The organism is Rhodospirillales bacterium (assembly GCA_016872535.1).
Taxonomy (GTDB): Bacteria; Pseudomonadota; Alphaproteobacteria; order Rhodospirillales; family 2-12-FULL-67-15; genus 2-12-FULL-67-15.
On record VGZQ01000064.1, the window covers coordinates 1 to 17,724 of the forward strand.

The following is a 17,724-nucleotide window of genomic DNA, read 5'->3' on the forward strand; positions in this document are numbered from 1 at the left end:
GCTATTCGGGACCGAGGGCATTTCGGGAGGGCGAACGTGGCCGAGCAGAGACCCGCCGACGGCGAAGCCGGAAACGCGCGCACGCCCCCGCAAACGGCGCTCGCGGTCGCGCTCAAATACGAACCCGAAACCGAATTCGCGCCCAAGGTGGTGGCGAGCGGCCGGGGCTCGATCGCCGAGCAGATTCTCGCCATCGCCTTCGCCAAGGGCATCAAGGTGCGCGAGGACGCCGACCTCGCCCAGTTGCTGAGCGTGATCGAGATCGACAGCGAAATCCCGATCGAGGCCTTCGCCGCGGTCGCCGAGATTCTCGCCTACGTCTACCGCGCCAACGGCGATTGGCCCGATTTCCTGGAGCGGATCAAGAGCGCGGCGACTCCCGAGGAACGTCCCGCATGAGCAAGACCCCGCCCGCGCCCCCACCGGCGCCCCCACCGGCACCCCCACCGGCACCCCACGTGCTGACCGGGGAACTGGCGCGGGTGCGCGTCGCCATCGCGCGCGCCAAGGACGACCTCGCCCAGGACCGCATGCCCGATCTCGCCGACCTGCGCTCGATGGTCGCCGGCGTGTGCGCCACCGCGCTGCACGGCGCCGAATCCGGCGGCGCCCCCGATCCGGCGAAGGCGAGCGCGCTGGAAGCCCTGCTCGCCGAGCTCGAGGTGCTGGAGGACGAGGTGCGCAAGTTCCGCGACCGCCTGGCCAAGCAGGGCCGGGGCTAGCCCCAGGGAGTCGCCCGTGGATTTCGGCGATTACTTCCGTTTCGTGCTGGCGCTCGCGTTCGTGCTCGCCCTGATCGGGGTGATGGCGTGGCTCGCGCGCCGTTTCGGCCTCGGTCAGCCGACCCGGCTTCCGGGAAGCCCGCGCCGGCTCAAAATCGTGGAAAGCCTCGCCCTCGACGCCCGCCGCCGGCTGGTGCTGGTGAGCCGCGACGGCACCGAACACCTGCTGCTGCTCGGCGGCGCCAACGAAGTGACGGTGGAAAGCGGCATCCGCCCGCCCGCGAACAAGGACTCCGCGCCCGGGGAGCCGAAACCATGACGCGCCCCCGTCTTCTGGCCGCGCTCGGCGTCGCGCTCGCCGGATTGGCGGCGGGCGCGGTGCTCGCGTTCGGCCCGCCGGCGCTCGCGCAGACCATCACCTTGAACCTCGGCGAGGAAGGCGGCCAGGCGACCGGACGGATCATCCAGCTGGTCGTCCTGGTGACGGTGCTGAGCCTCGCGCCCTCGATCCTGGTGATGGTGACGTCGTTCACGCGGATCGTGGTGGTGCTGTCGTTTTTGCGCACCGCGCTCGGCACCCAGCAGACGCCGCCGACCCAGGTGCTGGTCAGTCTCGCCCTTTTCCTCACGCTCTTCGTGATGATGCCGACGCTGGAGGCCTCCTACCAGCAGGGCATCCGCCCCTTGATGGAAGGCCAGATCGAGGAATTCGAGGCGTTCGAGCGCGCGGCCGAGCCGTTCCGCACCTTCATGGTCCGCCACGTGCGCGACCAGGATTTGGCGCTGTTCATGGACATCGCCAAGGTGCCGGAAACCGAGACCGTGGACGGCAAGCCCCCGCTCCGCGCGCTCGTGCCCGCGTTCATGATTTCGGAGTTGCGGCGCGCGTTCGAGATCGGGTTCCTGCTGTTCGTGCCGTTCCTGATCATCGACATGGTGGTGTCGTCGGTGCTGATGGCCATGGGCATGATGATGCTGCCGCCGATCATGATTTCGCTGCCGTTCAAGATCATCTTTTTCGTGCTGGTGGACGGCTGGTACCTGGTGGTGGGGAGCCTCATCCGCGGCTATGGCGCGGGGTAGCGCGCGCTTGCGCCGAGCGAACAGCGGGACTCTACGCGGTAAAATGGCCCTAACCCGTTGATAACGCTCGAAACCACCCGTTTCGTGTAGGCATTTGTAGGCATCGTCGGCTTTTTCGCCGCGCGGCCTTCGGCGCGACACAGCCGTTTCGGCGTTCGCACCGGGAAATCCACGGCGCGCGCCGTTTTTCGACCTATTCACTTGTCCAAGAACACGAAGCATCTTGGCGCAAGGTATAGCCTATGATAGGAAAAAAGTCAACTTCCGACTTGGGTCGAAAATTAGAGAAAAGGTCGCTTTCCCCGTCACGGTTCGGGCGACGCGCGCCGGAAAACCAGCTTGTTGGGATAATCGGCGGAAGGCATGGCCGCCAGATGGGCGCGCAACGTCGCCGCGTCGCTGCCGAGGCGAACCGCGCGCTCCCAAGCACCGCCGTGGGACACGCCGGCCAGGCGGCCGTCGCGAACGGCGGCTTCGATCGCCGAAACCCCGGGAAAGGCGAGCGCGAGGCGGTCGGCCGACGCCAGTTCGTAGCGCGCGACGAATTTCCTGACCAACGTGTCGGGCGACCAGAACAGATGCGGGCCCAGGTGCTCCGCCTCGAAATAATCGGCGGCGGCGATCCGGGTCGTGCGCACGCGGAAGCGGTTATGCACAATCCGCGGCTTCTCCGGTTCGTAGCGGATCAGGTCGACCCTCAGCGCGTCGTCGTCCGCCACGATCGCGAGCGCGATGAACCCGCGCCCTTCCGTGTAAACCCAGACGCCCTCGGGCCGCCGGTCGATCGCGGCGCCCGGTTCGACAATCGTCTTTTCGGGCTCGACGAAGCATCCCGCGACCAGCAATGTCGCCGCCAGCGCCAAGCGTCGCATGATCGTGTTCGCCATTGTCGTCACCCCAACCCCGCGGTTGTCTAAGGCCCCACAAATTCCCCGTTCTGCCAGCGGCCGGTCCGCCGCGTGCCGTCGGCGAGCGTCTCCGTCCCTTTGCCATGCAGAACGTCGTCGCGGAAATCGCCTTCCCAGCGCTGACCATCCCCGGTGACGATGACGCCCCTGACGATGCTTCCCTCGACGAAAAGTCCACGTTTCAGCATCTGAGCATGCGGGGCGGTCGGGTTGCGAATCGTCAAAACTCCGTCGCCTTCAAAGACGCCGTTCTTCCATCCCCCTTCGTAACGCATTTGCGTGTCGTTCGGGGTGACCAAGCTCGCGATTTTCACCAGGCTGCCGTAGCCGTGGGGCTTCCCGTCCTTCACGAAGCCTTCGTAGCGTTCTCCGTTAGCGCGGCGGATGATGCCGCGACCATGGGGCACGGTTCCCCGCCATTCGCCGTCGTAGACATCTCCCGCCAGGCGGGTCGGCGGGCGGCGCTCCACCCCCTCGTCGGCGCGCACGCGGCTTTCCTCGGCCTGCACCTTCCCGAAGATGTCGGCGACGCGGGATAACGCCTGCGCCCGTTCTTCCCCATCCCGCAGATAGCGGATCGCCTGCGTGTAATGGAAAAGCGCGGTCCTGAGCACTCGATCGTTCCCGTCGGCGCGTCCATTGGCAATCGACTCGGCCAGATAGAAGTGCGCAAGCCCGTCGCGCGGTTCGATTTGGAGCCCAACGTGGAACATCTTGGCCGCGGCGGGATATCGGCCTGCCTGGAACAGATCAAAGCCGGCGGCGAACAATTGGGTGGAGTCCGGGGCTTCCGGCGTCCGCTGGGCATGTGCCGCCCGCGTCGCCAGCACGCCCCAGGCCAACAGCGCGGCCGCCAGCATCAGGCGCGGCGTCACGGGTTTACGGTTTGACATAAAGGCCATCCTTGCCCAGTTCGCGGGCCAAGGCGCGGTCAATGCCGTCCAGGGCCAATGCCTGCCCCTGGCCCGGATGATTCCGGATCATGTATTTCAGGCAGTGACCGATACCGGACAGGGTAAATTGATCGTTGAGGGAAAGGCAGTCCACCGACGGTTCGGTCTCGGTGGGATGGGCCGGCGGATCCGGCTCCAGCTCCACGGGCAACTTGGTCGCGGCCCTTGCCCCGGGAGGCCGGCCGTAGCCGTAGCTTCCCCTGCGGACGACGAACGGGTTGGCGGCGGCGCCCGGCGACGCGCCGCCTTGGGCCGGGGCGCAACCCGTAAGGCGTCGCCGACCCATATCGTCCGCCACTCGCATCATGTCGCCCAGGGTGAGCGAAGCCTCGATTCGCGCCGCGACCGCATCGATCGAGCAATCCGCTTCCCGGGATGTGGCGGGAGGAGCCGATGGAGCCGTCTGCGGTGACGCAGAGGGTGGTTTCGGCGTCACCGCGCGAGACGGCGCGGGAGCGGGAGCAACCGCCGCTACCGGCGGCGGCGGCGGGGCCGTCGGTGCCGGCGTTGCCGGCTGGGCGGAAGCACCGTCAATCAAGCCGTGTTCGGCGGCGAAGGACGACCAACAAATCTTATCCTTTCGGTCGAATACGGCTTGGCAGCTTGGGAAACAGGCCGTATGGGCGGGGTGCGCGCCGCCGCCGCCGCGACTGGGATAACGACGGAGGCAGTCGTCGCGGCAACGCATCTCCTCGTTAACGGCATCGTTAAAGCAAGCGCCGGATACGTAGAGTTCATAATAGGCAACGGTCGATGGACGCAGGGTTCGGCCTGCCGCCGACGGCGCGGGTTTAGCGGAGGGCGAAGGGCGGCGGTCCGGCTTTGCGACCGGCCCATCGGGCGGCGCGACGACCGTACAGCGTTCGATACACAGCCCGGTGCGCGAATCCTTGCCGTAGCACCGCTGTTCCTTGACCTTGAAGCGGTTGCACCACTTGTAATCAACGTAATCAAAGGTGCATTCCAGGCCATCGGCGGTCGTGCGCGAGCCGATGAATTTCGGCGGCGGATACCATTGCGGACGCCACGGCGCGACTTGGGCGTCGCGGGTATCGGGGCAACCAGCGGCGGCTTCATCGAACGCAGCGGAGAGGATCAGGAATGCCGTCACGGCAAGCCATCCGAATCTTTGCATCGCCAATTCCCCGGATTACTCGTGGCCGAAACGCGCCAAGCCGAACTCAGTTGGACAAGGGAATGCACCCCGCGCGGAAGCATTCGAGAATCGCCCGCTCGACCGCGGGCCCGTAAATGCCGTCGGGCGGGCCGGAATAGAAGCCGCGCTTCTTCAGGTAGTCCTGGTAGCGCCGCACACGTTCAGGCCCGCCCAGTTTCATCGAATCCCTGTAAGCGTTCACCGCCTTGTCCGGCTCGCCGCGCGCGAGCAACGCCGCACCCAGCGTATCGAGATTGACCGGCGTCCGCTTGAGCGCGAGCGCCTTGCGGGCGTGGCGCAACGCCTCCTCGCCGTTGCGCAAACGTGCGTCCTTGGCCGTGGCGTAGATCCAAGCCAGGCTGTTGTGGGCCACGGGGTCTTCGGGATCAAGACGGATCGCCTGGGTCAGGTCCTCTATCGCCTTCTCGAAATTCCCCAGGACCCCATGCGCCGCGCCACGATGGACGTGCAGCTCGCTATCGCCGGGTTCAAGCTTGAGCGCCTGGTCGTAGTCCTCGATGGCGCGCGCGGTGCGGCCGGCACGCTGATGTGCCAGTCCCCGCCTCAGGTAGGCGTAAGCAGATGGTTCCAGGCGCAGGGATTCGTCGTAGTTTTGTATCGCGCGTTCATGTTGACCCAGGCCCACATGAGCATCACCCAATAGCGTGCGGCCGAACGCGTTCTTGGGGTCGAGCCGGAGTGCCTGCTCGAGATCGCGCGCCGCCAGGTCGAACTGGCCTTTCTTGAGGCGGGCTTCGGCGCGATGGACGAAGACAAAGGGAACGCCTCCTTCCGCCAGTTCGCCCGAGTTGAGAAGCCAAGTGCATGCACCGATCCGCAAATCAGCATCGGCCTCATCATCCAGGCACCAAGTCTTCTGTTTCTCGAAATCTTGGGTCCGGGTGGCAGCCGCACCGGTCAAGGCGAACGCGGCAGAGAGGCTCAGGAGTGCCATCAAGGCAAACCTTCCGAATCTTCGCATCGCCAAAGTTCCCCGGATTACTCGCGGCCGAAACGCGCCAAGCCAGGCGCGCCATAGAAATATCACGGGAAAACCGGCCAAATCGAGAAAAAACCATAAAAATTATGCGGGATCGAATTGCCACGCTTGGAGCCAAGACCGGCCGCCCCCTGGATCAAGTCCGCCGGGAGGGCAAGTCGTTCGGGGTTCGGGACACGGCTCGTGCCGTCAGGACGCGCGGGCGGGATCGTTGGAGGGCGGCGCGGGCTTTTCGCCGGATCGCTTTTCCTCGATCACCTCGTATTCGGCCTCGATCACGTCGGTGCGCGGCGACGGAACGCGCCTCCCCAGGAAGCGCGCGGCGACGGCGCCCGCCACGATCACCGGCAGCAATATAAGAAAGAGCCCGCTCACCAGGATGGCGAGCGCGAGCGCCACGGCGATGGCGGCCACCACCACGACCGCCACCCGCCAGAAGGGCACGCGCCCGGCGCGCAGGAAGACGTATTGGCGGGTTTCGGTGCGTATGTCGGTATCGGGCATGGTCGCGTTCCGCCGCGGCCGATGACGAAACGCCGCCGGTAAAGAATGGGCGCGCGGGCGGCCAATCGCAACCCCGGCGATTTCGAACGGCGCCGCCTTGGACTCGGGCGCGGCGGCGGACCAAAGCCCGCTCCGTTTAGATGGAACCGTCACCCCCGCGCAAGCGGGGGTCCAGGAGTTCGAAAAGGCTGGATTCCCGCGTTCGCGGGAATGACGGAATGGAGACATCCGATCGGACTATGCTCTAGACTCGCTCCCCATGCCCCTTTTCAGCCGCCGCGCGGTTCTTGCCTCCCTCGCCGGTTTCGGCGCGGTGTCGGCGTTGCCGCGCGCGGGACATGCGGCGCCGCAACCGATCCTGACCCGCCCCATCCCCAAGAGCGGCGAGATGATCCCGGCGATCGGGCTCGGCACCTGGATCGTGTTCAACGTCGGCCGCGACGCGGCCCTGCGCGCCCAGCGCTTCGAGGTGATGCGGACGTTCTTCGAGATGGGCGGCGGGATGATCGATTCCTCGCCCATGTACGGTTCGGCCGAGGACGTGATCGGCGACGGCCTGAAGCGCGCGACGATTTCCGGCGGGCTCTTTTCCGCGACCAAGGTGTGGATCTGGGGAAGAGCGCGCGGCGTCAAGCAGATGGAGGACTCGCGCCGCCTGTGGGGCGTCAGGCGCTTCGATTTGATGCAGGTGCACAACATGGTCGATTGGGAAGCGCACCTGGAAACCCTGCTCGCCGACAAGGCCGCCGGGCGCATCCGTTACGTCGGCGTCACCACCTCGCACGGCGAGCGGCACGAGACGGTGATCAAGGCGATGGAAACCGGATCGCTCGACTTCGTCCAGTTTTCCTACAACGTCGCCGACCGCGAGGCGGAGCGTCGCCTGCTGCCGATCGCCGCCGAACGGAAGCTCGCGGTCATCGCCAACCGGCCGTTCCGCACCGGCGATCTGATCGAGCGCGTCGCGCGCCATCCGCTGCCCGCCTGGGCGGGCGAGATCGATTGCGCCAACTGGGCGCAGTTCCTGCTCAAATTCATCGTCTCCCATCCGGCGGTGACCTGCGCCATACCGGCGACCAGCCGCGCCGATCACGCGGCCGAGAACATGGGCGCGTTGCGCGGGCGCCTGCCCGACGAGAGCTTTCGCCGGCGGATGATCCGCTACGTCGAGGACCTGTAGGCGTTCATGTCGCCCGCGCGGCTGCTGTCCTTTTCGCCCGAGGCGTTTTTCGCCCTGTTCGAGACCTACAACCGCGCGGTGTGGCCGGCGCCGGTCGCGGCGTATGCGCTTGGGCTTGCGGCGCTTGCGCTGGTTTTCAAACCGATGCCCGGCGCGGGCCGGATCGTCGCCGCCATCCTGGCCGCGATGTGGGCGTGGAACGGCATCGCCTACCACCTGATTTATTTCGCCGAGATCAATTTCATCGCGCCCGCGTTCGCCGCGCTGTTCGTGCTTCAGGCGGCGTTGTTCGCTTGGGCGGGCGCGATCCGGGGTGCGCTCGTATTCCGCTTCCGCCCCGATTTTGCCGGCTGGACCGGCCTCGCCCTCGCCCTGTTCGCGCTGGCGGGCTATCCGCTGCTCGGCGAATTTGCCGGCCACGATTGGCCGCGCATGGCGGTGTTCGGGATCGCGCCCTGCCCGACGACCATCTTTACCTTGGGCCTGCTATCGCTCGTCGAGGGCCGCGCGCGCCTTTATCTTCTTGCCATCCCGCTTCTGTGGGCGCTGATCGGCGGTTCGGCGGCGTGGTTGCTGCGGATGCCGGAAGATCTGACGCTTCTCCTCGCCGCGCTGGCCGTCGGCGGCGCGATGTGGGCGGATTTACGGCGCGCGAAAACGTGATCGCCGAGGTTTCCCGTTCCCCTCGGCCGCCGTGGTAAAATTTGCGCCATGTTCCGTTCGACCCTCGGCGCTCTCGCGGTCCTTCTTTCGTCGGCCGTCGCGGCGTGCCAATCGCAAATCCCGCACGGCGAAGGCCAGGTCGCGCTCCAGCCCAACGTGCAACTCGCGTTCCAGCGCCATCTCGACCGGCCCCACCCGCGCGTGTTTTTCGTCACCGCCGACGGCGCCGCCGCCTACGGCCTCTATTGTCCGCACCCGGAGTGCGAGCCGGATCCGCTCTACATCCGGGCGCAACGGCGCTGCGAGGACCGCACCGGCCGCCCTTGCCGGGTGTTCGCCGAATACGGGCGAATCACCTGGCGCGGACCGGTCGCCCACGCGGCGCCGGGCGCGGGCGCCGTCGCCGGCATCGCGGTCGAGTGGGGCAACAGCCGCACGCTCTATCACCTGAAAATCGACGGCCTCGCGTCCGGGCCGGGGACCGTTTCCGGCAAAATCCGCGACGCCGCCTGCGCGGGCGCGGTCGATGTCCGCGCCCGGGAATGGAGCGTCGACTGCGGCGTCGCGCCGCCAGGCGCGCAAGCGAACGATGCGATCCGCGCGCGCGGCACGCTGTCCGGCGCGGGTCCCGGGCGATGGGAAGGGGTCGGCTGGAGCCAGGATCGGGAATCTGTCCGAGTTTTTGTCGCCGCGAATGTCGCCCTCGGTCCAACGACGGTCGCGGCCGAAGGCCCCGCGTTTCCCGCTTTGCCGCCGACCTACGAGGAACCCGCCCCGCCGGCGATCCGGGGCGGCAACGATCGCGTGAGTTTCTTCCGGCTGCGATGAAGGGCGGCCGGACGTTAACCAGATCCCCTTCACGATTTTGTGAACGATATAGATGAACGTGAACCTAATTATTCGAATCATCGTTTCGGGATACGCTTTGAAAAACCTGCGGTCGAGTTAAGAACCGTTCCAAACTTCCCGGCCGGTTGACGGCGGCAAAATCCGAAAATTATGTTTTTTCGAACATAATAGGTTCGGCGCCGCCCGTCCGCGGCCGTAACAAGCCGTAAAAAAAGAATAAAGTGCGTGGCGGTGCCCTCAGGGAGGAGGGGTGCATGTACCTTGCCGGGATTTGGCGGCGCGCCGCGAGCGCCGCCGCGGGTGTTTTTTTGGCCGGATTTGCTTGGCCGGTAGCGGCGGACGAAACCGATCTGGCGCAGGAGCGCCCGGCGCGGACAGTCACCCTGCCCGACGTCGTCGTCACCGGAACCCGGCCGGCCGACACGGAGGGCACCGGCAGCCGACTCAATATTCCGCTGGCCGATATTCCGGCCACCGTCGAGGTGATCGACCAGGAGACCCTGCACCGCCGGGGCGACCGCACCACCCTGGAGGCGGTCGAGAAAGCCGTCGGCTGGTCGGGCGGCTATTCGGCCGGCAACGGCGTCAGCTTTTCCACCCGCGGCTTCGTCGGCAACGACATCGGCATCCTCCACGACGGCACCCGCATCGCGCCCCCGGGCATGAGCGCGCGGCAGTTCGACACGTTTCTCTACGACCGGATCGAGGTGCTGAACGGCCCGGGCTCCAGCCTGCACGGCGAAGGCGCGATCAGCGGCGTCGTCAACTATGTCTCCAAGAACCCCGATCCGACGCGCTTCGCGCGGGAATTCGTCGCCAGCTACGGCAGCTTCAATTCGCCGCGCGGCGCCTTCGCCCTCAACGTCCCGGTCGGCGAGAAGCGCGATCTCGCCTATCGCGTCGACGGCGTCGTCAGCCATTCGGACGGCTTCGTCGACGAGACCGAGTATGACCGCTATCACCTGATCGGCAGCGTCCGTTCCGACACCCGGCCCGACCTGCGCGTGACCCTGAAGGCCGAACTGTTCGCCGACGACATCCGCGACCACTTCGGCCTGCCGCTCAACAACGGCAAGGTCGACGAGCGGCTGCTGCACAAGAACTACAACGTTTCCGACCGCAAGACCCGGGCCGACCAGATGGTGCTGCGGCTGGACACCGACTACACGCTCGCCCCCGGCATCGCGATCAAGAACCAGGTCTACGGCCTCAACGCCAACCGCCATTGGCGCAACGCCGAGGCCTACCGCTTCCTGCCGGCTACCAGCCAGGTCGAGATCACCGCGCTCGGCGACGTCCGCCACGAGCAGCACCTGTTCGGCGACCGCATACACGCGCTGATCGACCTGCCGGTGCTTGGCCACGCCAACCGCTTCGCCGCCGGCGTCGAGGTCAACCGGAACAACTTCCGGCGCAACGCCACTTTCCCCGACGTGTCGTTCCTGGTTCCCGCGTTCGCGCCGAACACGCCGTCGTTCAACCAGCTCAACAACAACGGAGCGCTGAACCCCGGCACCACGACCGTGATCACCACCACCAGCGCCTTTTTCGAGGACCAGTTCGAGATCGTCAAGGGATTCAAGATCTCCGGCGGCTTCCGCTTCGACCGCTACGACGTCGACGTCGACAACCACCAGACCGGCCGCCAGGAGCAGAAGCCGTTCTTCGCGCCGACCGGGCGCGCCGGCATCGTCTACGAGCCCCTGGCGGGGACCACCCTTTACGGCCATTACGTCAGCGGCACCAACCCGTCGCGCAATTTCACCCTCGGCCGCGCGCTCGACTTCGCGCTCGAATCCTCGACCGAGTACGAGCTCGGCGTGCGCCAGAAATTTTGGGGCAACCGCGCCGAAGCCGGGATCGCGGTCTACGACATCGTCAAGGAGAACATCCTGACCCAGCGGCCGAACAACGCCAACGTGACCGACAACATCGGCCGGCAATCGGCGCGCGGCGTCGAAATTTCCCTCGGCGTCGAGCCGGTCGCGGGCTGGCGCGTCGGCGGCAACGCATCGTTCCTGACCGCGGAATTCGACGAATTCAACGTCAGCGGCCAGTCGTTCGCGGGGCGCGTGCCGCCCAATGTGCCGCGCCAGCTCGGCAATCTCTGGACCCATTACCGCTTCGGCAACGGCTTCGACGTCGGCGGCAACGTCCGCTACGTCGGTCCGCGCTCGGGCGACAACGCGGGTACCTTCGTGCTCCCGTCCTACGCGACGCTCGATCTCTACGCGAGCTATACCGTCAATAATTGGGAATTCAGCCTGCGCGGGCGCAATCTCACCGACGAGCTCGCCATCGTCTGGTCCGAAACCGACTACACCCAGCAGGTTCAAACCGGCGAACCGCGCGCGATCGAGGCGCGGGTGACGGCGCGGTTCTGATTCGATACGGGGAATGCGACTCGACATCGACAGCGTTACTTGGCGGGCGGCCGGGCGGACGATTCTCAACTCCGTTTCCCTGACCGCGGCGCCGGGCGAATTCGTCGGCCTGGTCGGGCCCAACGGTTCCGGCAAAACCAGCCTGTTGCGTTGCGTCTACCGTGTCCATCGGCCACACGCCGGCACGGTGAAGCTCGACGGCCAGGACGTCTGGACGCTGTCGGCGCGCGAGGCGGCGCGACGGGTCGCGGTCGTTCTCCAGGAACCGGGCGCGGATCCCGGCTACAGCGTGCGCGAGGCGGTCGCGCTCGGCCGCACGCCCCATAAGGGCCTGCTCGACCCGGATACGAGCGACGACCATGCCCGGGTGGCCGACGCCCTGGCGCGAGTCGGGCTGACGGCCCTCGCCGACCGGCCGTTGGCGACACTCTCCGGCGGCGAGCGCCAGCGCGCGGTGATCGCCCGGGCCATCGCCCAAGCCCCCCGGGTGCTCGTGCTCGACGAGCCGACCAATCACCTCGACATCCGCCACCAGATCGACTCCATGCTCCTGGTCCGATCCCTGGGAGTCACGGCGCTGGCCAGCATCCACGATCTCAACCTCGCGGCGGCCGTCTGCGATCGCATCTACGTTCTCGCGGCGGGACAGGTGGCGGCCGCCGGCGCGCCCGCCGACGTGTTGACCGCCGAGACCATCCACCATGTCTGGGGCGTCGACGCCGAGGTCGTTGTCGACCCGCGTGCGCGCCGCCCCCGCATCGACTATACCTACGACCGGCCCGGCCTGGCCCGGCCCGACCTCGGGGCATAGCCATGCGCGCGCGTTTACCGATCGCCCTCGCCGCTCTCGGTTCTTTCGCCATCGCTCTTGTCGCCGTCGTCGGCGCGGCACGGGCCGACTTTCCGGTCACGATCGAAAACTGCGGCCGGACGATCACGTTCGCCAAGCCGCCCGCGCGCGCCGTCAGCCACGACATGAACATCAGCGAGATCATGTTCGCGCTCGGCTTGCAGGATCGCATGGTCGGCGTCACCGGCATCACCGGCTGGTACAAGATGACCCCGGAATTCCGGCGCGCGCTCGGAAGCTTGCCCGAACTCGCGGCCAAGGAGCCGACGCTCGAAAATCTGCTCGCCGCCAACCCGGATTTCTTTTTCGCCGGCTGGTACTACGGCATGCACCCGGGAGGCCCGGTCACGCCCGACTCGCTCGCCGCGTTCGGCATTCCCGTCTACGTCTTGACCGAATCCTGCGCCCATATCCGCGCCGACTCCCGCACCGATTCCCGCTCCGCCCCTCGGGCCGCGGACATCGAGGTGCTCTACCGCGACATCCACAACATCGGCCGGATTTTCGGCCGCTCCACCCGGGCGGACGCCCTGATCGGCGACTACCGCCGACGGGTCGACGCGGTGCGCCAGCGGCTTGCCGGGGCAGCACCGGTGCGCGTGTTCCTGTTCGACAACGGCGAAGACAAGCCGTTCACCGCCGGCAAATACGGCATGCCGACCGCGATCATCGCCGCCGCCGCCGGCCGCAACGTCCTCGACGACGTGGCGGCGAGCTGGGGGCATGTCGGCTGGGAGTCGGTGATCGCGCGCGACCCCGAGTTCGTCGTCCTGACCGCGACCGGCGACGACAGCTGGCGCGACCGCTGGCGGTTCCTCAAGACCCACCCGGCGTTAGCGTCGATCCGCGCCATGCGCGAGGACCGTTTCCTGGCGCTCGAATACACCGAGCTGACCCCCGGACCCGGCAACATCGCGGCGATCGAGAAGCTGGCGCGCGCGTTGCACCCGGAGCGCTTTCGGTGAAATCGACGCCGTTCGCGCTCGCGGCCCTCACCGCGGCGCTGGCCGTTTCGATCGCGGTCGCGGTCGCGCTCGGCGCCGTGCCGGTGCCGCTCGGGACCGTGGTCGGCGTCATCGCCGCCGAGATCGCGCCTGGCGCCGTCGCGCCGACATGGTCGATCGGCGACCAGCGCATCGTCTGGGAGATCCGGGTCCCGCGCGCGATCCTGGGCGCCCTGGTCGGCGCCGGGCTCGCCGTGGTCGGTGCCACCTTGCAGGCGATCACGCGCAATCCGCTCGCAGACCCCTATCTGTTCGGCGTTTCCTCGGGCGCAGCCCTCGGCGCCGTCGCGGTGATCGTCCATCTCGGCCTGTTTCTCGGTGTCGCCACGTTGCCGCTCGCGGCCTTCGGCGGCGCCATGACCGCGCTGCTGCTGGTGCTCGCGATCGTCGGCGATCGCCGGATCGGCCCGGAGCGGCTGGTGCTCGCCGGGGTCGCGGTCTCGTTCGTCTTCGGCGCCGCGACCAACTTCCTGATTTTCGCGGGCGATCCGCGCGCCGCCCATGCGGTGGTGTTCTGGATGCTGGGCGGGCTCGGCGCCGCCAGCTGGAATCTTCTCGCCGTGCCGGCGGCGGTGACGGTTTTCGGAATCCTCGCCCTCTTTCTGCACTTCCGGGTCTTGAACGCCCTCGCCAACGGCGACGAAACGGCCGTCAGCCTCGGAATCGAGATCGAATCGGCGCGGCTGATTCTTTTCGCGATTTCGGCCGTCATCACCGGCGCGCTGGTGGCGGTGAGCGGCGCCATCGGTTTCGTCGGCCTGATCGTTCCCCATGTGGTGCGCGCCTGGGTCGGCGCCGATCACCGCCGGGTGCTGCCGGTCGCCGCATTCGCGGGCGCGCTGTTCCTGGTCTGGGTCGACGTGGCGGCGCGGCTTTTATCCGCCCCTCAGGAATTGCCGATCGGCATGATCACCGCCGCCCTCGGCGGCGGGTTCTTCGTCTGGCACATGGCGCGGCGGCCTTAGCCGAGAACTTTCGCGGAAAAAAGCGTCTTCGCGAGAAAAACGGCTGAAGACTCCGCCTATGCGGTTTCGCTCAGTGTCTTCTCCAGGGCCTCGGCCAGCGCCCGGATCTGTACGGGTTTGCGCAGCACTTCGTAATCCATGCCATCAATGGCTTGGCGCCGCAATTCCTCGTCCGAGTACGCGGTGATGAGAAGAATGGGAACCTCCGGCCGGGTCTTCCGCACCTTGTCGGCCAAATCGACGCCACTCATCCCGCCGGGCATGACGATATCCGACAGCAGTAAATCGAACTTTTCGCCGGATTCCAGGAACTTCATCGCTTCAATCGCGTTTTCCGCGCTCAAGACCCGATAGCCGAGAATTTTCAGCACCTTGAGCAGGGCGTTGCGGACATGGGCGTCGTCCTCGACGTACAGGACCGTTTTCGGTTCCTCGGCCGCGAGCCGGTTCTCTTCTTCGGTCTCTTCCCCCAGCTCCCCGTCGTCGATTTCCGATGCGGGAACCCGCGGAAAGAAAATTCGCACCTCGGTTCCCCGGCCGACCTGGCTGTCGATCTTGAGATAACCTCCCGATTGGGTAACGAAACCATAGACCATGCTCAGGCCCAGACCCGTCCCCTTGCCTACCTCCTTGGTGGTGTAGAACGGCTGCATGACGCGTTCCAACGCCTCCGGCGGCATGCCCTGGCCATTGTCCGCCACCGTTACGCAAACGTAATCGCCGGATGGAACCGTGAAAGACCAGTTCCGGGTCGCCGCCGCGTCCAACGCGACATTGGCGACGTCGATACGGATCCGGCCGCCGTTGAGCATGGCGTCCCGGGCGTTGAGGAAAAGGTTGACGATGGATGCCCGCAACTGCGACACGTCGACCCGGACCGGCCACGATTTCGTCGCGGCCGGCCCCTCGACTTCGATGGTTTCGGGCAGGATCGGGCGCACGAATTCGACGACGCCCTTCAGATAGTCTTCCAAGCGGACAAAAACCGGATTCACCCTCTTGCGGCCGGCGTAGGACAACAGGCGGTCCGTCAACTCGCCGCCCCGGAAGACGCCTTCGAGGATCACGCTGATCATCTGCTTCTGCTCGGCGGGCCCCAGTCCTTTTTGCTGCATCAATTCGAGATGCGCGGTGATGCCCTGGAACAGGTTGTTGAATTCGTGCGCCACGCCGCCGGCCATGAGGCCCAGGTCCTTCATCTTTTGATCTTGGCGAATTTTTTCCTGAAGCCACTGTTGTTCGGCATGGCTGCGTTCCATCGCCGCGACGACCGACCGGATACCCTTCGTGAAAATGTAGAAAGCACCGGCGAAGACGAGCAGGCTTCCGCCGAACAGCAAATACAGCCAGTGTACCGTGTCCTCGGACGGCAGTTTTGCCCGCCAGGTGAGGTATCCCAGGGGAGTTCCATTTACCGCCGTCAAAGGTAGCGAGGCGGAAAGAAGATCGGATTCGCCGGAAACCAAACGCAAATCTTCCAATAGATAGCGTTTCGAGAATTCGTCGAGCAGCTTGCGGTCGAGCGCCCGGGTAAAAATCAGGATCGAACCGGTCGCGATCTCGCTCTTTTCCCGTGCGGCGCCTTCCTTCCTGAAACGCGTCAAAACGCTGGCGGCGACAATATGCACGGCATCGCCGTTGCGCAAAAACCCGGTCTTCGGCATTGGCGGCTCCGTCTTGGGGCCGGACCGCGCCTTTTTGAGGATTGCTTCCAGCTCCCCGGCGGTGAAATAGGCTCGTGGATCGTCATGCGTCCGCCGGCCGTTCACCATCGTGTAAATGGGCCGATCATTCTGATCGAGAACGAAACTCGTCGAAACGTCGAACTTATCGTGCATATAAAGGCCGACATTCTTGTCCGCCCATATCAGATCAAATCGGTCAACGAGATTGAGAACCGCGTCGTCCCAGTAGCTGTAGTCGAGCAGTTGATCCGACAGCCGCTTCTCCCGATCTGCCACAATCGATCGAACCAAGTGAATGGAATCGTTGATTGCAGTTGCGTCCTGGTTGCGAACGGCGATCGCCGATATACCGCCGATCAAAATGAGGCTGGTGACGAGAATGAACGCAAACGTTCCCGACAACAGGCGCAGCAGGGAACGGTTGAAATCAGGATTTCCCGCATCACCGTCCCGTTTGCCGAAAAAACGCATTCCGGCTATTCTGCCCACGCCAACGTGCCGGTCATGGGTCTGGTGATTAAGAAAAACCTGGGATCGAGCCATATCCATTGCATTTCCACCGCTTCATGCCGCCGATTGAATTACGATATGATTGTTGGCGCCGCCGTCGATGAGGAGCCCATGCGAAATCGCGTATCCTTTCCTTTGATCATTTTGACCGCCGGACTGATCACCGGATGCGAATTCTTCGGTGAGCGCGAACTGCCGATGTCCTTGGAGTTGCCGTTGTCCGACGCCCGCGTGGTGGATGCCTTCACGATCGGTGGTAAACGAATTCCATTGCCGCCGGGCGAGTGGACGGTCATCGGCACCGGCATCGAGAAGGACGGCGAACGCGGCTTTCACAGTTCCAGCATGCTGGCATTGATCGAAAAAAATCAACTGCTGTCGGCGGTCGAAATTGCGACCAACATCCCGATCCCCAAGGCGGCCGCCGGCGGCAAGCCGAAGGACGGCCGAGGCGAAGGTTGGCTGACCCATCAGGGGTGCGTCCGCGACGATCTGCATTTTCTAGCGGTAACCGCCAACGTTCGGCTCGGCGACCAGGATTGCTGGTGGGTTAATCATTGGCGCATGCACCGAACCGGTTCCGGCGCGGCGGAGCATTGGCAAAAAGCCCAGAAATATCTCGCCGAGAACAAGATCAAAGCGCCCCTCGACATGATCGGTGTGACTTATCGGCTGGCGAACAAGGATCATTACCTGACCGTGACTTATTTCTTGAGTCAACAGCCTTCGGATTTCGACGACCGGAACGATGTCCACTGGTCCATCGCCTCCTGGGAAACAAGCGTCTGGCACCCCGATCAAGTAAAAAAAGATCCTAAAAGGCGTCAGCACATCGACAAAATCATTGCTTGGGGTAAATCCTGGCATCCCCAAATCAAGAAGGTTTTTCAGGCCGACCAGAAATGAATATCTTAAGGAGATTAAGCGGTTATTCGGATTGTATAAACCTTTGGCCGCTCCCGAAATGCGGGTTTATCCCTTATACTTCAAAGCCCAGCGGTTTTATAAAATAACCCGAAGCCGATCGAGTCGTGGACGTTTTTTTCTGGCCTAAATTTTAAGGCCATCTTCGATGCTCGCTCTTCGGCGAACTCGGCCACTGCGACCAGTATCAACCTCTCTTCGCGAGAAAATGTTGTTGCCGGGTATCGGATTCAAAAAAAATCTTCTTGTCACTGTTTTCGGCGTGACGTTGGTGGCGCTTGTGTGCGCGCCCGTGACCTTCGACGCCGCTAACCTTTCCTTCGACACATCGATCGCACTCGCCAAAGGCGGCGGCGGTGGTGGTGGTGGTGGTGGTGGTGGTGG

Annotated in this window: 18 protein-coding genes; 12 read left to right on the forward strand and 6 right to left on the reverse strand. The window is 65.2% G+C overall.

All coding sequences use genetic code 11. The features are described from left to right. Window positions 1-36 precede the first annotated feature (36 nt). From FJ311_12315 to fliP, 4 genes are all read left to right on the forward strand, one after another. Window positions 37-399, forward strand: a complete 363-nt coding sequence (locus tag FJ311_12315; GenBank protein ID MBM3952223.1) for a flagellar protein FhlB — start codon at window positions 37-39, stop codon at window positions 397-399. Continuing rightward, complete coding sequence (locus FJ311_12320; protein MBM3952224.1) at window positions 396-722, forward strand: hypothetical protein; 327 nt, start codon at window positions 396-398, stop codon at window positions 720-722. The genes FJ311_12315 and FJ311_12320 overlap by 4 nt, the downstream gene beginning before the upstream one ends. An 82-nt stretch (window positions 723-804) precedes the next feature. Next, window positions 805-1,041: a flagellar biosynthetic protein FliO gene (locus FJ311_12325; GenBank protein ID MBM3952225.1), complete on the forward strand. Its 237-nt coding sequence runs from the start codon at window positions 805-807 to the stop codon at window positions 1,039-1,041. Next, the gene (gene fliP, locus FJ311_12330) at window positions 1,038-1,805 is read left to right on the forward strand and encodes a flagellar type III secretion system pore protein FliP (GenBank protein ID MBM3952226.1); all 768 of its coding nucleotides are present in this window, start codon (window positions 1,038-1,040) and stop codon (window positions 1,803-1,805) included. The genes FJ311_12325 and fliP overlap by 4 nt, the downstream gene beginning before the upstream one ends. Window positions 1,806-2,110: 305 nt before the next feature. Here fliP and FJ311_12335 read toward each other — a convergent pair whose 3' ends face one another. From FJ311_12335 to FJ311_12355, 5 genes are all read right to left on the reverse strand, one after another. Then, window positions 2,111-2,692 carry a hypothetical protein gene (locus tag FJ311_12335; protein MBM3952227.1) on the reverse strand — a complete coding sequence of 194 codons (582 nt, stop codon included), beginning with the start codon at window positions 2,690-2,692 and terminating at the stop codon, window positions 2,111-2,113. A gap of 26 nt (window positions 2,693-2,718) precedes the next feature. After that, window positions 2,719-3,615 carry a hypothetical protein gene (locus FJ311_12340; protein MBM3952228.1) on the reverse strand — a complete coding sequence of 299 codons (897 nt, stop codon included), beginning with the start codon at window positions 3,613-3,615 and terminating at the stop codon, window positions 2,719-2,721. Next, complete coding sequence (locus tag FJ311_12345; GenBank protein MBM3952229.1) at window positions 3,593-4,777, reverse strand: hypothetical protein; 1,185 nt, start codon at window positions 4,775-4,777, stop codon at window positions 3,593-3,595. The genes FJ311_12340 and FJ311_12345 overlap by 23 nt, the downstream gene beginning before the upstream one ends. A 70-nt stretch (window positions 4,778-4,847) precedes the next feature. Continuing rightward, on the reverse strand, window positions 4,848-5,804 hold the full coding sequence (locus tag FJ311_12350) for a tetratricopeptide repeat protein (protein ID MBM3952230.1): 957 nt from the start codon (window positions 5,802-5,804) through the stop codon (window positions 4,848-4,850). Window positions 5,805-6,011: 207 nt separating this feature from the next. Continuing rightward, window positions 6,012-6,326 carry a hypothetical protein gene (locus FJ311_12355; GenBank protein MBM3952231.1) on the reverse strand — a complete coding sequence of 105 codons (315 nt, stop codon included), beginning with the start codon at window positions 6,324-6,326 and terminating at the stop codon, window positions 6,012-6,014. A 259-nt stretch (window positions 6,327-6,585) separates the two neighbouring features. On the opposite strand from FJ311_12355, the gene FJ311_12360 reads away from it, so the two are divergent. The 7 genes from FJ311_12360 (at window position 6,586) to FJ311_12390 (ending at window position 14,221) form a co-directional block, all read left to right on the forward strand. After that, a complete protein-coding gene (locus FJ311_12360; protein ID MBM3952232.1) occupies window positions 6,586-7,506 on the forward strand; it encodes an aldo/keto reductase in 921 nt (306 codons plus the stop codon). 6 nt (window positions 7,507-7,512) lie between these two features. Next, window positions 7,513-8,169, forward strand: coding sequence for a hypothetical protein (locus FJ311_12365; GenBank protein ID MBM3952233.1), 657 nt, complete (start codon window positions 7,513-7,515; stop codon window positions 8,167-8,169). 48 nt (window positions 8,170-8,217) lie between these two features. Further along, entirely contained in the window at window positions 8,218-8,997 is a 780-nt protein-coding gene (locus FJ311_12370; protein ID MBM3952234.1) for a hypothetical protein, read from the forward strand. Between the two features lie 275 nt (window positions 8,998-9,272). Next, complete coding sequence (locus FJ311_12375) at window positions 9,273-11,402, forward strand: TonB-dependent siderophore receptor (protein ID MBM3952235.1); 2,130 nt, start codon at window positions 9,273-9,275, stop codon at window positions 11,400-11,402. Between the two features lie 13 nt (window positions 11,403-11,415). After that, entirely contained in the window at window positions 11,416-12,213 is a 798-nt protein-coding gene (locus FJ311_12380; protein ID MBM3952236.1) for an ABC transporter ATP-binding protein, read from the forward strand. A 2-nt stretch (window positions 12,214-12,215) separates the two neighbouring features. After that, window positions 12,216-13,217, forward strand: a complete 1,002-nt coding sequence (locus tag FJ311_12385) for an ABC transporter substrate-binding protein (GenBank protein ID MBM3952237.1) — start codon at window positions 12,216-12,218, stop codon at window positions 13,215-13,217. Continuing rightward, window positions 13,214-14,221: an iron ABC transporter permease gene (locus tag FJ311_12390; GenBank protein MBM3952238.1), complete on the forward strand. Its 1,008-nt coding sequence runs from the start codon at window positions 13,214-13,216 to the stop codon at window positions 14,219-14,221. The genes FJ311_12385 and FJ311_12390 overlap by 4 nt, the downstream gene beginning before the upstream one ends. A 56-nt stretch (window positions 14,222-14,277) precedes the next feature. Here FJ311_12390 and FJ311_12395 read toward each other — a convergent pair whose 3' ends face one another. Continuing rightward, complete coding sequence (locus FJ311_12395) at window positions 14,278-16,455, reverse strand: response regulator (protein ID MBM3952239.1); 2,178 nt, start codon at window positions 16,453-16,455, stop codon at window positions 14,278-14,280. On the opposite strand from FJ311_12395, the gene FJ311_12400 reads away from it, so the two are divergent. After that, complete coding sequence (locus FJ311_12400) at window positions 16,411-17,322, forward strand: hypothetical protein (protein ID MBM3952240.1); 912 nt, start codon at window positions 16,411-16,413, stop codon at window positions 17,320-17,322. The two genes, FJ311_12395 and FJ311_12400, sit on opposite strands and share 45 nt — an antisense overlap. The last annotated feature ends 402 nt before the right edge of the window (window positions 17,323-17,724 follow it).

Bases quoted from the DNA above. Each gene is read 5' to 3' on its own strand.
- FJ311_12375 (MBM3952235.1), top strand. From the start codon at position 9,273: ATGTACCTTGCCGGGATTTGGCGGCGCGCCGCGAGCGCCGCCGCGGGT.
- FJ311_12335 (MBM3952227.1), bottom strand. From the start codon at position 2,692: ATGGCGAACACGATCATGCGACGCTTGGCGCTGGCGGCGACATTGCTG.
- FJ311_12350 (MBM3952230.1), bottom strand. From the start codon at position 5,804: ATGCGAAGATTCGGAAGGTTTGCCTTGATGGCACTCCTGAGCCTCTCT.
- FJ311_12320 (MBM3952224.1), top strand. From the start codon at position 396: ATGAGCAAGACCCCGCCCGCGCCCCCACCGGCGCCCCCACCGGCACCC.
- fliP (MBM3952226.1), top strand. From the start codon at position 1,038: ATGACGCGCCCCCGTCTTCTGGCCGCGCTCGGCGTCGCGCTCGCCGGA.
- FJ311_12370 (MBM3952234.1), top strand. From the start codon at position 8,218: ATGTTCCGTTCGACCCTCGGCGCTCTCGCGGTCCTTCTTTCGTCGGCC.
- FJ311_12385 (MBM3952237.1), top strand. From the start codon at position 12,216: ATGCGCGCGCGTTTACCGATCGCCCTCGCCGCTCTCGGTTCTTTCGCC.
- FJ311_12395 (MBM3952239.1), bottom strand. From the start codon at position 16,455: ATGGATATGGCTCGATCCCAGGTTTTTCTTAATCACCAGACCCATGAC.
- FJ311_12340 (MBM3952228.1), bottom strand. From the start codon at position 3,615: ATGGCCTTTATGTCAAACCGTAAACCCGTGACGCCGCGCCTGATGCTG.
- FJ311_12360 (MBM3952232.1), top strand. From the start codon at position 6,586: ATGCCCCTTTTCAGCCGCCGCGCGGTTCTTGCCTCCCTCGCCGGTTTC.
- FJ311_12325 (MBM3952225.1), top strand. From the start codon at position 805: ATGGCGTGGCTCGCGCGCCGTTTCGGCCTCGGTCAGCCGACCCGGCTT.
- FJ311_12365 (MBM3952233.1), top strand. From the start codon at position 7,513: ATGTCGCCCGCGCGGCTGCTGTCCTTTTCGCCCGAGGCGTTTTTCGCC.
- FJ311_12380 (MBM3952236.1), top strand. From the start codon at position 11,416: ATGCGACTCGACATCGACAGCGTTACTTGGCGGGCGGCCGGGCGGACG.
- FJ311_12400 (MBM3952240.1), top strand. From the start codon at position 16,411: ATGGGTCTGGTGATTAAGAAAAACCTGGGATCGAGCCATATCCATTGC.
- FJ311_12355 (MBM3952231.1), bottom strand. From the start codon at position 6,326: ATGCCCGATACCGACATACGCACCGAAACCCGCCAATACGTCTTCCTG.